The 14,979-nt window shown below is 57.6% G+C and carries 11 protein-coding genes and 1 riboswitch; of the genes, 3 read left to right on the top strand and 8 right to left on the bottom strand.

All coding sequences use genetic code 11. The features are described 5' to 3' along the window. Positions 1–223: 223 nt before the first annotated feature. The 7 genes from MHN28_RS17180 to MHN28_RS17150 form a co-directional block, all read right to left on the bottom strand. On the bottom strand, positions 224–1,141 hold the full coding sequence (locus MHN28_RS17180) for a DMT family transporter (protein ID WP_239343803.1): 918 nt from the start codon (positions 1,139–1,141) through the stop codon (positions 224–226). A 392-nt stretch (positions 1,142–1,533) separates the two neighbouring features. Further along, positions 1,534–2,433: a metal ABC transporter solute-binding protein, Zn/Mn family gene (locus tag MHN28_RS17175; protein WP_239343802.1), complete on the bottom strand. Its 900-nt coding sequence runs from the start codon at positions 2,431–2,433 to the stop codon at positions 1,534–1,536. Continuing rightward, entirely contained in the window at positions 2,430–3,332 is a 903-nt protein-coding gene (locus MHN28_RS17170) for a metal ABC transporter permease (RefSeq protein WP_239343801.1), read from the bottom strand. The genes MHN28_RS17175 and MHN28_RS17170 overlap by 4 nt, the downstream gene beginning before the upstream one ends. Continuing rightward, the gene (locus MHN28_RS17165; RefSeq protein WP_239343800.1) at positions 3,325–4,083 is read right to left on the bottom strand and encodes a metal ABC transporter ATP-binding protein; all 759 of its coding nucleotides are present in this window, start codon (positions 4,081–4,083) and stop codon (positions 3,325–3,327) included. The genes MHN28_RS17170 and MHN28_RS17165 overlap by 8 nt, the downstream gene beginning before the upstream one ends. Next, positions 4,083–4,220, bottom strand: coding sequence for a hypothetical protein (locus MHN28_RS17160; RefSeq protein ID WP_239343799.1), 138 nt, complete (start codon positions 4,218–4,220; stop codon positions 4,083–4,085). Before MHN28_RS17160 ends, MHN28_RS17165 begins: the two co-directional genes overlap by 1 nt. A gap of 211 nt (positions 4,221–4,431) precedes the next feature. Further along, positions 4,432–4,642, bottom strand: a riboswitch (cobalamin riboswitch). A gap of 445 nt (positions 4,643–5,087) precedes the next feature. Beyond that, positions 5,088–7,502 (bottom strand): FAD-dependent oxidoreductase, encoded by a 2,415-nt coding sequence (locus tag MHN28_RS17155; protein ID WP_239343798.1) that lies wholly within the window; start codon positions 7,500–7,502, stop codon positions 5,088–5,090. Beyond that, entirely contained in the window at positions 7,499–9,886 is a 2,388-nt protein-coding gene (locus MHN28_RS17150) for an FAD-dependent oxidoreductase (protein ID WP_239343797.1), read from the bottom strand. Before MHN28_RS17150 ends, MHN28_RS17155 begins: the two co-directional genes overlap by 4 nt. Before the next feature lie 148 nt (positions 9,887–10,034). Here MHN28_RS17150 and MHN28_RS17145 point away from each other — a divergent pair, with 148 nt between their 5' ends. The 3 genes from MHN28_RS17145 (at position 10,035) to MHN28_RS17135 (ending at position 13,941) form a co-directional block, all read left to right on the top strand. After that, complete coding sequence (locus tag MHN28_RS17145; protein WP_239343796.1) at positions 10,035–11,000, top strand: LysR family transcriptional regulator; 966 nt, start codon at positions 10,035–10,037, stop codon at positions 10,998–11,000. A 98-nt stretch (positions 11,001–11,098) separates the two neighbouring features. Next, on the top strand, positions 11,099–12,631 hold the full coding sequence (locus tag MHN28_RS17140) for a trimethylamine methyltransferase family protein (RefSeq protein ID WP_239343795.1): 1,533 nt from the start codon (positions 11,099–11,101) through the stop codon (positions 12,629–12,631). 2 nt (positions 12,632–12,633) lie between these two features. After that, positions 12,634–13,941, top strand: a complete 1,308-nt coding sequence (locus tag MHN28_RS17135) for an aspartate aminotransferase family protein (protein ID WP_239343902.1) — start codon at positions 12,634–12,636, stop codon at positions 13,939–13,941. An 82-nt stretch (positions 13,942–14,023) separates the two neighbouring features. Here MHN28_RS17135 and MHN28_RS17130 read toward each other — a convergent pair whose 3' ends face one another. After that, positions 14,024–14,944, bottom strand: coding sequence for a LysR substrate-binding domain-containing protein (locus MHN28_RS17130; protein ID WP_239343794.1), 921 nt, complete (start codon positions 14,942–14,944; stop codon positions 14,024–14,026). Positions 14,945–14,979 lie beyond the last annotated feature (35 nt).

Here is a 14,979-nt window from a genome sequence, read left to right as displayed (position 1 = left end):
TATTCACCCTCCTATCCTTTTCAGGCTCGGTTGCGGCCTTTTCGGAACATCCGAGTTCCGCCGATGGTAGCGGTTGAAAAGCTGACCGCCAATAAGTGACTACATTCCACCACTTATGGCGCCCCGTTTGATCTTTGAGTGTTAGGGCTCTTCTCGTCTTCCAATGTGCTGACGACCAAGTCCGCAACTCGGTACACAGGGCGAACCCATGGGTCTGTTTTGGTCAACCCGACACAGGTGGAGGGGCCCTCACCATTCCAGAAACCGCATTTCCGACAATTGCGATCAGCAGCACACTACCGCCGAGCAACGTGTGGAAGGTCGCTGTTTCGCCCAAAAACACCCAGACCCAAACCGGACCAAGCAGGACCTCAGCCAAGGACAGCAAGACGAGTTCTGCAGCAGGCAGACCACGCGACCCAAGAGTGTACAAGATAAGGCCTGCCCCGACCTGAAAGATGCCCATGGCCATCGCTATGCTACCATCGCGAGGGGACAGAAGCAGAGGAAGCTGCAGAAACTTGCAGACAGCAAAAGTGATGAAAATAGCGAATACGCCCGAAAGGAATACCGAAGGGAGCATTTCACCGGACTTTCCCCAGCGCAGCGCCACGGTGAAAACTGCAAATCCAAAGGCCGATCCCAACGCGGCCAGACTGCCTTTCAGAGCTCCACCTGCGAACTTGTCCATTACCATGATGGCAATTCCGCAGATGGCGACGGCGATAGATACCCAGGTCGCGCCGCGCACATGTTCCTTCAGAACAATCCACCCCAAGACCGCAGCCATGAATGGCGCGGTAGCAAACAAAAGCATCGCATTCGCAACAGAAGTGACCTGGATCGCATAGATACCACCGGAATAGGCCGCAACCAGCGACAGTCCTGCAACTACCGCAGGAAAGCCGAGACGCCGGAGATGCGCGAAAGGCGTCTCTCCGGTGCGCAATCGGATCACAACAAACAGGAATAAGCTGAGGCTGATCGACCGATAAAGTAAAATCTGCCAGACGACTGCATCTTCGATCAGGCGGATGCCAAGTCCAACTGTCGACCATAAGACGCCAGCTGCAAAAACGAAAAACACACTTTGCCTGCGGTGTTCCCCTCTGGTCGAAATCTCGTTCAAACCGGTTGTCATCCGACCCTCGTCCGCACAGGCATTGGCTTAACCGTATTGGAAATGGAACCGGAATACCGACTGATTGCGACATCGGTGATTTACGGAAATCGGCTTATCTCATTCACATCAGGTTTCGCCCTTGAGAGGCGGAACGCACGAATGGCTGGTCGTCTACCTAAAATTTGTCGAGATACTTCACCCGTGCAAAGTGAAGTTCTGCCACATACAAATCAGGTTCAGAGCTGAATTTTGGTGGCGTTGCGTCGGCTGGAGTTTGTGGATGAATAACACAATTGCCGTTCGCAATGATCGCAGAATGCAGTGGTGCACTCACTGACCCGGCCACGAAACTGGCTTCGGTCAGTTTGCACGAGGCGGTCATTCAAAACCGCCTCGCACATGATGCCTGTTTAGCTCGCGGTCTCGTTTGCCAGCGCGTTAAGCAACGTGCCCAGGTTGTGCTGGAACATTGCAAGATAGCTGGTGGCCGGGCCGCCACGCTCGGACAGCGCGTCAGAGAATAGGCGACCGCCGATCACGATACCCGTCTCGTCCGAAATTTGCTGAACCAAAGCGGGGCTAGTGATGTTTTCCACGAACAGAGCAGCGGCACCATCGGCCTTCAACTGATCGATCAGAACGGCAAGCTCCTTGGCAGAAGGCTCTGCCTCTGTGTCGATTCCGACCGGCGCTAAGAAGGTCAGACCATAAGCATCCGCAAGATAGCCGAACGCGTCATGAGCCGTCACAACCGTGCGGCGGTTCGCGGGCAGGTCTGCCAGCTTGGCTTTGGTTTCGGCATCCAGCGCCTCAAGCTCAGCGATATAGGCTGCGGCATTGGCAGCGATCTCGTCTGCGTGCTCGGGCATGGCTTCTTTCATCACGTCTGCGACGTTGGTCACGTAAATCACACCGTTTGACAGAGAGTTCCATGCGTGGGGGTCGGTCTCGCCATCCACTTTAACCGGCGTGATGCCGTCGGTGGCAACGTGTACAGACGCTTCGGTTCCGGACTCCGAAATCAGGGTGTCGGACCATGTTTCAAAACCCAAACCATTGACAAAGATGATGTCGGCGTTGGCCACAGCCTTCGCGTCGGCAACCGAAGGCTGATAGACATGCGCGTCAGCGTCAGGGCCAACGATGGTTGTAACGGTTGCCAGATCGCCGACAACTTCTCCGACCATATCACCGAGGATCGAGAAGCTTGCCACGATCTGGACGACGTCTTCAGCAGCTGCAGCCGGCAGTGCGACCAGAGCAAAGGACGCCGAGGCGATGCCGGCATAGAGGGATTTCACAAGAGTCATTTTGCTCGCTCTTCTTGATGGACTTGCGCAACGGGGATGTCTTTTGAAACGGACGGTTTGCGCAGCCGTCCGCCAAAGCCTAAGGGGCCAAAAATGGCCGAGACCAGAAAGAAGCCACCCGCGACCAGCACAATTGCAGGACCGGAGGGCGTTTCCGGGAACAAGTAGGATAGCGTTAGCCCGATCCAGCAGCTGGTCAGTGCGAAGATGAATCCCAGCACCAGCTGCGCCGTAATGGTACTCGCCCAATAGCGCGCCGCCGTCGCTGGAAGGATCATCAGGCCAACGGCCATCAGCGTCCCCAATGTCTTGAACGCCGCCAGCAGGTTCAGAACCAAAAGCAGCATGAAACCCTGATCGATCAACCAAGGCCGTCGCGTCTGGGTTTCAAAAAAGACCGGGTCGCAGGTGCTGACGATCAGGGGCCGCAGCAGGAAGGCAAAGGCGACCAGAGTCACAGTCGCAACACCGCCCACAAGCATCATCGAGGCATCGTCAATCCCGAGGATCGAGCCGAACAGGAAGCTTTTGAGCGGAACTGCGGACCCCGCCGCCGACAGGATGAAGATACCGACAGCCAACGCAATCAGATACAGCGACGCAAGGCTCGCATCGCTGCGCAATATCGTCCTGCGCGCCAGAAAAGCGGTCAGAATGGCAACGCCCACACCCGCAATCAGACCTCCAACCAGCAGCGACATCACCGACAGGCCGGCGGTCACAAACCCGATAACGATGCCCGGCGTGATCGCATGGGCCATTGCCTCTCCTGCAAGGGACAGGCGACGCAGCACGAGGAACGCGCCTACCGGAGCAACCGAGGCGGAAAGCACTGTCGTTGCCACGAAGGCGCGCCGCATGAAAGCAAAGCTCCACATTTCGTTGAGGAGTTCAAACATGTGTGTGCTCCGCATTTGCTGGCCCGCCCCGGAACATCCAGGAGGCTTGGCTTTCCGACAAATACCCTTGGGCAACCAGCCGGTCGGGTGTGAGCACGTCGTTCACCGAACCATGCGTTGCTTCTTGCCCGCCCAAAAGCAGGGCATGGCTGCAATGGTCCAGTACAGAAGAGAGATCGTGAACGACCAATACAACCGCGCGGCCTTCATCGCGCCATCGACGAATGATCGACAACAAATGTGCCTCAGTGCTTTGGTCCACGGCCGCAAAGGGTTCATCCAACAAAATCAGCGGCGCATCCTGCATGATGACCCTTGCGAACAGCGCGCGCTGCAATTGCCCGCCCGACAGCATGTGCAAGGGGCGGTCCGCGATGTCGAGAACTCCGGCCTCATCCAGAGCAGCTATCATTCTGTCACGCGCCGCATGGTCCAGCCCGTTTCGAAAGCCAAACCCACGCCAAGCCCCCATCGCCGCAAGATCCCGAACGCGAATGGGGAAGCGGCGGTCAAACTCGGTCATCTGCGCCAGATAGCCAATTTCACGGGGGCGGCCTTTTGGCCAGGTGAGACTGCCCGAAAGCGGGTCCATCAGTCCAAGCAACATTTTGACAAATGTGCTTTTACCCGAACCGTTGGCACCCAAAACGGCCAGAGTCGTGCCGGCTTCGATATCCATGGACAACCGATGGAACAATGTCAGGTCGCGGTATCCAAGGCTCAGATCGCGGAGTTGGAGAACAGCAGACATCAGATCACCGTGTAAATCGCGAACCACAACAGAGCGGACAGCGCCAAAGCCCCCGAGACCAGCACTAGGACGCTGAGCTCTGAAAGACAGCGGCCTCTGTGAGATCCGGTGTCGTGGTGCGTCGTGCGCCGTGTCATCGGGCGGCCCCGACGGTTACGGCGTACTTGTGAACGCTAAGTTTTGATAAGGCGGCTTTGACCCTGTGGGATTTGCAAGGTCGGAAATCAGATTTTTGCAAGTACAAAGACATCGCCTCCTCCGGTCGGACGGGGGCGAAGCGGGTGCAAAGTTATGGACGGCGTGGGCCGCTTGAAACATTGACATCTCCCTCTGGGACACCCCGCCCAGGTTCATTAATATTCGGATGGCAGGTCTCCTGACTTGCGGGTCAAAGCTGTCCCGATCCTTCCCAGGCAATTGCCCAGTGGACGATCTCGGGTCGCTCACCGCCTACAGTTGCGGGGGCAGTCACGGATTTGGCTTTTGACAAGGCCGCACCGTATTCCCTTTTATCCCTTCCCGCAAAACGCGGTCGGGAACCATCGCGGCGACAGAACACAAAACAATTTGATTCGGCAAGAGTGCGCATTATTTTCCAGCAGTTAGTTAACGTCTTTTTCGGAAAGCACACATAAGAAATTGGCGTCTTTGTTGCCCGTCATGTCGATGTTTTTCCAATGAAAATCACGTAATGTTGTGTTTTCTGCTCTTTCGATTCACGTCGAACACTGCAAAGGAACCGGTGAAATTCCGCCCGCTCCTCGCAACTACAAATCCAAAGTCGGTTGAACACACGCCAGAAATCACCCGTCCGGAAATGCCGGCCCGATCAGTGGTCCGCGAGCCTGAAGACTCGCTGTTAGTGCTCAACTCAGTCAAAATCTGGGTCATGCTTTGGCCGATTTCCACGCTTTGGCATCGTCGGCCGCCATTCAAAAGACAGTGGACAAACGGGCCCCATCGGTTTTTTCCTCCGCATTGCCGAGAATAGCCCTATGCAGATTTTAGTTTTTCATTCGGGCATTCTCTGGATCAAACGGAGGTTTTGACAGAATCTTCGCAGCACGTTGTTGACCGAGAATTTGAACCTCTAGCCCTTCCTTCGCGCTCCGGTCGCGCAGATAGGCCAACGCCAGTGTTTTTCCCGTACGGTGACCATAGGCAGCCGAGGTGACAATACCGACCATTCGGTCCCCTTGGATTACGCCATGCGCGTAATACGGATCGACATCACCGGTTTCAATTTCAAGCAGGACCATCTCCCACTGATTATCGTCTTTAAGGCGCGCGACCAGGGCGTCTTTTCCTATGAAGTCGTGGTCCATCTTGATCAGGAAACCGGCACCGGTCTCAGCTGGCGTCCGCTCGGTCGTAAAGTCCGCGCCCCAAGCCCGGTAACCCTTTTCAAGGCGCATGGCGTTCATGGCATAGGCTCCGAAAAAACCAAGGCCATGGGGCTGCCCGGCTTCTTCAATGGCCAGGAACAGCGCACGCATCTGGTCGGCTGCGACATGCAGTTCCCAACCCAGTTCACCTACATAGGACACACGCAACGCGCGCACGGGAATGCCTGCGACCGTAATCTCGCGAACCGAGAGCCAAGGGAACCCTGCCCCCAGATCAGCATCCGTCAGCGTGGACAGGACATCACGAGATTTCGGCCCCATAAGGCCCAGCACGCCGTAGTTCTCGGTCACACGCGTGATGGACACGTCGAACCCATCCACACGAGCGCGCAACAGATCCTCGTCCATCTCTTCGGCGGCTGCAGCCGAGGTTAGATAGAATTCGTCTTCGGCCAGAACCGTGACAGTGAATTCGGAATGCGTTCCCCCGGCGGGGGTCAGGGCATGCGTCAGACCGATGCGGCCCACCTTGGGTGCCAGATTTGTTCCGATGGAGTCCACAAATGCGCGGGCATCCACGCCCTTTACTTCAAATTTTGAGAACACCGACATGTCGGCAAGGCCGACCGAATTCGTCACGGCCTCGCATTCCCGCGTAACCGGTAAGAACCAGTTCGAACGGCGGAAGCTTGGCACCGCCTCGTCGCCCTGCTTGTCGCTGAACCAGTTGGGCCGCTCCCAACCATAGGCCGCTCCCATGACCGCACCGCGTTCGACCATCAAATCATGCACAGGCGACAGGCGCTTGCCTCGAGCGGCGGGGCGTTCCTCGTGCGGGTAATGCACGCCGAATTGCAACCCAAAGCACTCGATGGCTTTATCGACACGATAGTCGCGGTCGGCCCAGCTACCGAAACGGCGGCTGTCTACCGCCAGCGGATCCATCGGCGGCGCGCCGTGCGTCATCCAATAGGCCAGGAACCAGCCCGAACCGCCGCCCTCCATCACGCCCATCGACGATCCGGTCAGCAGCCAGGCATTCGGCAACCCATGCGCCGGACCGATCAGAGGATTGGCGTCAGGGGTAAAGGTGATCGGGCCATTGACGACCGATTTGATACCGCCGGTTTCCAGCGCGGGGATACGCTCCATCGCCATCATTATGATGTCCTCGACCCGGTCCAGATCGGGCGGCATCAAATCTGCTCCGAATTCGGGCGGGCAGCCGTCGATCGACCAGGGTTGTGCGTCTTTCTCATAGGGCCCAAGGATCAGACCGTCGCGTTCCTGCCGCACGTACCAGCTTTCTTCCGGATCGCGGATCATTGGCAGCTCGGGCAAACCCTGTTTGATGCGGTCGGAAACTGCAGCAACTGTGTCAGTCACCAGATATTGGTGCAACACCGGCACAGACGGAATATTCAGCCCCATCATATGCCCTATTTCCCATCCCCAGGTGCCTGCGGCATTGACGATATGCCGGGCACGGATCGTAGTCTTTTCCGTCTCGACCATCCAGTCGTCACCCTCGCGCCGGATTGAGGTCACCGGATTGTACCGCAGGATCGTGGCACCGTTCTGACGCGCCACTTTGGCCATCGCATTGGTGGCCAAAGACGGGTCCACATGGCCGTCATCTGGCTCATAAATACCACCGAGCAACCCTTCGGTCCGGGCAAGCGGGTGCAAGCGTTCGATGTCCTCGGGTGTCAGCAGTTGCAAATCGTACCCGGTAAACTGGCTAAGCCCCGCGACATGAGCGAACTCGTCCATCCGGTCCGGGTTCGAGGTAATCCGCATCGCGCCAGAGCGGTGAAAACCACATGTATCACCAGTTTCTTCCGGCAGAATATCGCGATACAGCCGCACGGATGTGGCGCGCAGTTCCTGAATAGTCGGGTTATGGGCGAAATGCGTGCAAAGGCCCGCCGCGTGCCATGTCGAGCCGTGGGTCAGATCGTTCTTTTCGGTCAGAACCACGTCGGTCCAGCCTGCTTTGACCAGATGGTACATGAGGGACACGCCCATGGCGCCACCCCCGATGATCAGGACCTGAGCGTTAGTGGTGCTCATCCGCGCATCCTTTCGCCTTTGGGATCAAACGGGGGTCGCATCAGCACATTGGCCTGATGACGCACTCCCGCGACTTCTATTTCAAACTTTCGTTCGCAGGTGGCCGACAGTTTCTCGCCTGACGAAACCTCGATCATGCCCAACGCCAACGTCAGTCCGGTGCGCACACCGCGCGCGCCGCTGGTCGTCATGCCGATAACTCGGCCGTTTTCCCAAATGGGTTCGTCATGCAACACCAAAGGATGCGAGGGGATGTCGAACATCACTTGCCTGCGGGTCAGGCCCTGTTCTTTCTGGGCGGACAGAACTTCCTTGCCCAGAAAATCTTTGCTCCAGTCAATGGCAAAGCCAAGCCCGGCCTCAAGCGGTGTAATCTCGGGGCCTAGGTCGTGCCCCCAATGTTTGAACCCTTTTTCGATCCGGCAACCATCCACGGCGAAATGTCCCAGTGGTCTGGCCCCGGCGGCGTAGAGAGCGTCAAAGACCGGGCCGCCTTGTTCCGCTGCGATGGACAGTTCCCAACCAAGTTCGCCAACAAAGCTGACACGCGTGGCTGTGGCCGTCTTGCCCCCAATCGTCACGGTCTTAAAGGTTGAAAACGGGAAGTCGTCCCAATCCGCGTCGGACAAAGATCTGAGCACATCTCGGGAACCGCCACCCATGACACCGATGACCACTTCGGCCTCGGTTACGTCAGTGATCATCACGTCGCGCCCAGCGCTTTGCCGACGCAACCAAGCCAAATCCTTTTGCCGGCTCGCGGCGGCTGAGGTCATGCGAAAACGGCCCTGCGCGACCCGAGCAATGGTCACATCTGCCTCGATTCCACCCTTGGCATTCGTTAGCAGCGTATAGACCGCACGACCAACGGGCACATCCAGATTGGCGGTTGTCAGATATTGCATCACCGCCAGCGCATCCGGGCCATGTATGTCGAACTTGCCGAAGGGTGACAGATCGATCGACGCCGCGCCCACCTGCATCTGCGCGGCCTCGCGCTGCGCAATCGGATACCAGGGTTGCTCGCCGACCGAATAGGGCAAATCGCGCTCACTATCGTCCTGCGCATACCAAAGTCCACGCTCCCACCCCGCGGTCAGACCGAAATGCGCACCCGCCAAAGACCAGCGATCATGCAACGCCGACTTACGCAGGCCACGCCCGGCCTTGGGCTGTTTGAATGGCCAGTGAAGAGCAAAGGCATCGCTAACTGCCTCTTTCATCCGGGTTTCAATGTGGTCTTTGCCCGCCGTCAGCGGATCGACACGGGCGATATCGACCTCCCACAGGTCCATCGGCGGCTCACCATCGACCATCCAATCGGCCAGCACCCGGCCGACACCTGCCGAAGACATCACGCCGACCGAGTTCATCCCGGCTGCTACATACAGCCCGTTCACATTGGGTGTTTGGCCGATCAGGGGTTTTGTGTCGGCGGTAAAACTCTCGGGACCGTTCATAAAGTGCTGAATGCCCGCCGTTTCCAACCCGGGAACCAGCGCCAAGGCCGCCTCCATAAAAGGCATGAATTGGTCCCAGTCTTCAGGCAATTCCAGAAATGGGCGGTCGCCTTCTGGCCCAAACGCATCCCAGACCTTGGCATTCGGCTCGAACCCACCAAAGACCAACTTGCCAGCGTCGCCTTTGACGTAAACACCGCGATCCAGATCGCGCAGCACCGGGTAAGGGCTTGGCAGATCAGCCATAGGCTCGGTCACGACATACATATGTTCAACGGCCTGAAGGGGCAGCGCAACACCTGCCTCATCCGCCAGTTTCTTCGACCACGCACCGGCACACAGCGCCACTTGGTCGGCCAGCATTTCGGACCCATCTGCCAGACGCACACCCTTGATCGATCCGTTTTCAACCAACAGCCCGGCAACCTGCACATTCTCTCGAATTTCGGCCCCTTTGGCTCGGGCGACCTTGGCATAGGCCATGCACAGGTCCACCGGATTCACATTGGCATCTTCTTCGACACGCAGCGCGCCAAGGATGCCATCAAGGTTCAAACCCGGTATTTCGACCTCTTCCCGTCCGAGAATAGAAGGCGTCAAACCAAAATGGCGGCCCAGAGAGGCAATGCGGTGCAGCTCGTCCATGCGCGCTTCATCACGCGCCAGCCAATAGCCGCCGGTCTGGCGGTAGCCGGTGGACAGGCCCGATTCATCCTCGAGCCGGGGAAACAACTCACCTGCATACATAGCCAGTTTGGTCATGTTTGGTGTTGCACGCAGCGGCCCGACAATCCCAGCCGCATGCCAGCTTGTGCCACTGGTCAGTTGGTTGCGCTCCAATACCGTGACCTGCGCCCGACCGGCCAGATGGCAGGCCAGCCCAAGGCCAATGGCACCCCCACCAACGATGATAACTTTCTGCATGGGCTGCCTCACTCCCCAACTTCCTGTTTTTCGGCGTATTCGACCCTACTGCACAGGCGTGAACATCCCCGCAAGGATTGACTTCCGTCAGCGCCCGGATCAAGAAACCAAAATAGAAATTAGAAAAACTAATGGAAGCTATTGCCAAATGAAGAAGCGGCAATCGGAGACAGACGTCAGCTTGTTGCGCGCACTAGAGGTGTTTATGGCGGTGTCCGACAGCCGCCATGTAACGGCTGCCGCGTCTGCATTGGGGATGACGCAATCCGCTGTTTCTCAGCAAATTAAAAAACTGGAGTGGGCTCTTAACGTTTCCCTGTTCGACAGAACGCGCCGCCCGTTGGAACTTACACATTCCGGTGAAATCCTCCGCCGACGAGCCTTTCGCATTCTTAATGAGGTCGAAGACCTCAGGTCAGAGCTGCGCTATGTCCAATCCAGCTCGTTGCCTATTCTGCGCGTCGCGCTTCTGGCCTCGATTGCAACAACCCTGACCCCCGGGTTGCTGGACATGGTTCGCGGCGATCTGGGCATTCCGGAGCTCAACTTGTCAGCAGGACTTGCGACTGACCATCAGCAAGCATTCAATGCCCGCACAATCGATATCGCGATAACTTCGGACCCTCAGTTCGATCTGACCGACTTTGAGTGCATCCCGATCTTAGAGGAACCTTTTTTTCTTGTACTTCCAGGTAATTACGGCGGCCCTGCCGATGACATCATGTCGGTTGCAAGCGACCTGTCGTTTGTTCGGTTCAGTTCCGACGCACCGGTCGGCAGGCGGACAGACCAGCATTTACAGCGTTGCCGCCTGGACCTTCCGCGCTCGATGGAGGCCGACCGGGCATCCATGGTTGTCGCCGGCGTAATTACGGGTAAGTGTTTTGCCATACTAACGCCCAGCCTGCTGATCGACGCTGTGGCCGAGGGTATGAACCTGCGAGTGGAACCACTTCCAATTGCAGGGTTCAAACGATCCATACTCATGATTCACCGTGCGGGTGAATTGGACGACATCCCGGAACGCATCGCCCTGCAATGTCGGGAAACCATGCGGCAGAGTTTCGAAAAGCTTCTGCCCGAGATATCGGAACACGTTATTTACCCGCCCTAATCCGCATCATTATTACATCTAATACTGCTGGGTTTTGCTATCCCCGCAGCCCTTTCCTTGTCATGAGTGTCTCCAGAACAAATGGCACGGAGTCCGACATGGCGCGAAACACGACCCGACGCTCCGGCAGGCAAGAGCGTATGGCCGCACGTGCCGCCAAAGGGGCGCTGGCCGCACCCTTCACAATCCGAAAGATTGGTAAGGTCAGCCTGATCGATGATGAGGCGGTTGCGATTATCGAACGGAACGCCGATCGCATTCTGGATGAGATCGGCATGGAATTTCGTGGCGACCCGGAAACGCTGGAACTCTTCAAGGCGAATGGTGCGCGGGTCGAGGGCGAACGGGTGCGCTTTGATCCGGGCTGGTGCCGCGACAGGATCCGCACGGCCCCGTCGGTGTTTACTCAGCATGCGCGCAATCCCGCGCGATCGGTTCAGATTGGTGGTGACGCGCAGGTTTACGCGCCCAGCTTCGGACCCCCTTTCGTGCATGACATGGAAAACGGGCGCCGCTACGCCACAATCGAGGACTTCCGCAATATCACCAAGCTGCATCATCAGCTAGGGGCGATCAATCATTCCGGAGGTGTTGTCGTTGAACCTGTGGATGTCCCCGTTCCGGTTCGACACCTGCACATGGCACATACGCATCTGACAATGAACGATAAGCCACTTATGGGTGCCGTCACCGCACCGGAGCGTGCACGCGACACGATCGAGATGTGCCGTATCGCAATGGGGCGCGAGTTTGTCGATAAAAACTGCGTTCTGTATTCGGTGGTCAACACCAACGCGCCGCTGGTGATGGACGAAACCATGCTGTGGGCTCTCAAGGAATACGCGCAGGCCGGGCAGTGTACTGTGGTATCACCCTTTGTTTTGGGTGGAGCAATGTCACCTGTCTCGGTCGCCGCAACCCTGTCACAGGTTCTGGCCGAAGTGATGGCCTCGGTCGCTCTGATCCAGCTTATTCGACCGGGCGTACCGGCCGCATTCGGCACGTTCTTTTCACCGATCAGCCTCAGGACCGGCGCGCCCACCTTCGGCACGCCCGAAGGCACCCAATTTCAGATGTGCGCCAAAACGCTGGCGGATCGGCTGGGGCTGCCCTTCCATTCCGTCGGCGGATTGACCGCGTCAAAGGTCCCGGATGCGCAGGCAGGCTATGAAAGCCAGGCACAGCTAATGGGCGCAGCCATGGCTGGCGTCAACTTCATCATCCACGCCACCGGTTGCCTCGAAGGGTTGCTGACCACCGGATATGAAAAGATCGTGATGGATGCTGACCGCTGCTCGGCCATGCAGCGCTTTGTCGGCGGCGTCGATTTTTCAGAAGCGGCACAGGCGATGGACGCGTTTTTTGAGGTTGAGCCGGGTGGTCATTTCCTGGGCGCACAGCACACCCAGGACAACTTCGAATCCGCCTTCTGGATGGGCGAGATGTCCGACAATGGTACCTATGAACAATGGCATGCCGAAGGCGGCCTGTGGCAGCACGAACGCGCCAGTGCCCGGGTACGGAAACTGATTGATGAATACGAAGCCCCGGCTATGGATGCCGGAATCCGTGAAGAACTTGATGATTTCGTCGCCCGGCGCAGCCGGGAAATCGAAGGAGATGACACGTGAATATGCAAACCGACTGGACCCTGAATGAAACCGCTGCGCGTCGCGACAACTATTATGCCGCCTCACAACGCAAGTTCATTCCCTTCAAGGACCCCATGGTCTTCAAGAAGGGGTCGATGCAGTACCTCTGGGATGTCGAGGGACGCAAATACACCGACCTTCTGGGTATGAACGTGTGCATCTCGGTCGGTCACAGCCACCCCAAGGTGGTTGCCGCCGCAATGGAACAGGCGCAGGAACTGACCCACTGCACCACCATGTTCTATCACCCCGTCCCTGCGCATTTCGCCGAGGAACTGGCCGCCACCATGCCCAACCCCACTGGCGATATCGAATGGGTTGTGCATTTTACCAACTCTGGCTCCGAAGCCGTGGATCTGGCCATGACCATGGCACGCAGCTACACCGGAAACCTTGATCTGCTGGCGCTGCGCTCAGCCTATCACGGACCCACTGCCGCAGCGCAGTCGATCACGGGCATTTCCGGTTGGCGGCATCCCGGAATGCCCGGGAACGTAGCATTTGTGCCCGAGCCGCATCAATATCGCGGTATCTTTGGTGAAAACGCCGGCGCACAACCGTATCTCGATGAGATCGAGCGCACTATTCACACGGCAACATCCGGAAAGGTTGCGGGTATCTTCATCGAAAGCGTTCAGGGCTATGGCGGTGTCGTTGAAATGCCCAAAGGATACATGACCGGCGCGGCGGAACGCGTGCGCGCAAAAGGCGGCTTGCTGATTGCGGATGAGGTTCAGGCGGGCTTTGGTCGGACCGGCGACCATATGTGGGGCTTTGAGGCCGACGGTGTCATCCCGGATATTGTGGTCATGGCCAAGGGTATCGGCAACGGTTTCCCGCTGGGCGCGGTCGTAGCCCGAAAACACATTGCCGCGCCAATGTCGGAAAAGTTCATGTTCCACACCTACGGGGCCAACCCGACCTCGTGCGCGGCTGGCCGTGCGGTACTGCAGGTCATCAAAGAAGACAATGTGCGCGAAAACGCCCGCGACGTGGGGGCTGCCCTGCTGGAACGTCTGCACGCGCTGAAGGACAAGTACCAAGTCATCGGCGACGTTCGCGGGCGGGGTCTGATGCTGGCCATCGAAATGGTCAAGGATCGCAAGACCAAGGAACCTGACCCAGCAACCACCGCCGCTGTGTTTGAGGCGACGCGCGAAAGCGGGATCATACTGTCGAAATCCGGGGCATATCAATCCTGCCTGCGTCTGGTCCCACCGATGTGTCTTTCGATGGACGATGTCAATCAGGTCCATGACGGCTTGGATCGGGCTTTCGGCAGCCTCTAGCGAAGGACGCACACTTTTTTTAAGCAAAAGGACCCCGTTGAAGAACAACTGGCCGGGTTGCGCAGAAAATGCCGCCCTTCTTCTACATGCGCGAACCGCGTTTTGTACCGGATTCCCTTTCTGTGGACTGTGTCGGTCTGTTTTGAGATGCCAGCCATTCAATTGCATAACGCGCTTCCCGGCGCTTTTGGCTGCCCTTCCAAGCTTCTATGTAATAGCCGTGGGTAGGGGTAATCTCTTCGTCGAACAGACGTGCGACCCGGCCTTCTTTCAGATCCTGATCAATCAGGGGAAGCCAGCCAACAATCGCACCCTGCCCCTCCGCAGCGCCACGCAACAACGCATTGGCATCCTCGAACACGGGTCCGCGCAAAGGACCTGCCACTTGCACATTCATCGCTGAAAACCAGTCCAGCCATCCCCAGTGGTTCCGCTGATGCAACAAAGGAACCTGCAACAAGTCCTCGGGCGATGTGACGCGCCCATACCTTGCGGTAAACCGTTCCGATGCAATCGCCACCGGGCTGAGCTCGATCAATTTGACGGCATTTTCGGGCATTTCGGCCATCCGTTCCCAGCGGATCACAACGTCGACATTCTCGCGATCCAGCAACCCGGGCTGGTAAAATGGCACCACCTCAAGTTCAGTATCTGGATGGGTTTCCCAGAAATCGCTGATCTTGGGCATGAGCCATCGCGCCGTAAAAATCGGGCCAGCGGCAAGGCGCACCGCTTTGCGTGTACTTCGGCGCAACGTACGCACGGCGTCGTCCAATATTCCAAAGGCCTGTGCCGTCGCCTCGGCCAGACGTTTTCCATCTTCGGTCAGAACGACATCGCGCCCCACGCGTTCGAACAGTTTGACAGCCATCTGATCTTCCAAGCCGCGGATGTGATGGCTGACGGCCGTTGGCGTGACCGACAACGCCTCAGCCGCGGCGCGAAAACTCTGGTATTGGGCTGCCGAGTTGAATGCCCGCAAGGCTGGAAGGGACGGGGTCAAGTCAACCTCATAGATAAATTTTCCTCATCTATTGA

The sequence above is a fragment of the Ruegeria sp. Ofav3-42 genome, from assembly GCF_022347725.1.
Classification (GTDB): Bacteria; Pseudomonadota; Alphaproteobacteria; order Rhodobacterales; family Rhodobacteraceae; genus Ruegeria.
Note: the sequence above shows the minus strand (reverse complement) of the source record. Positions and strands in the feature narration are given on the sequence as shown.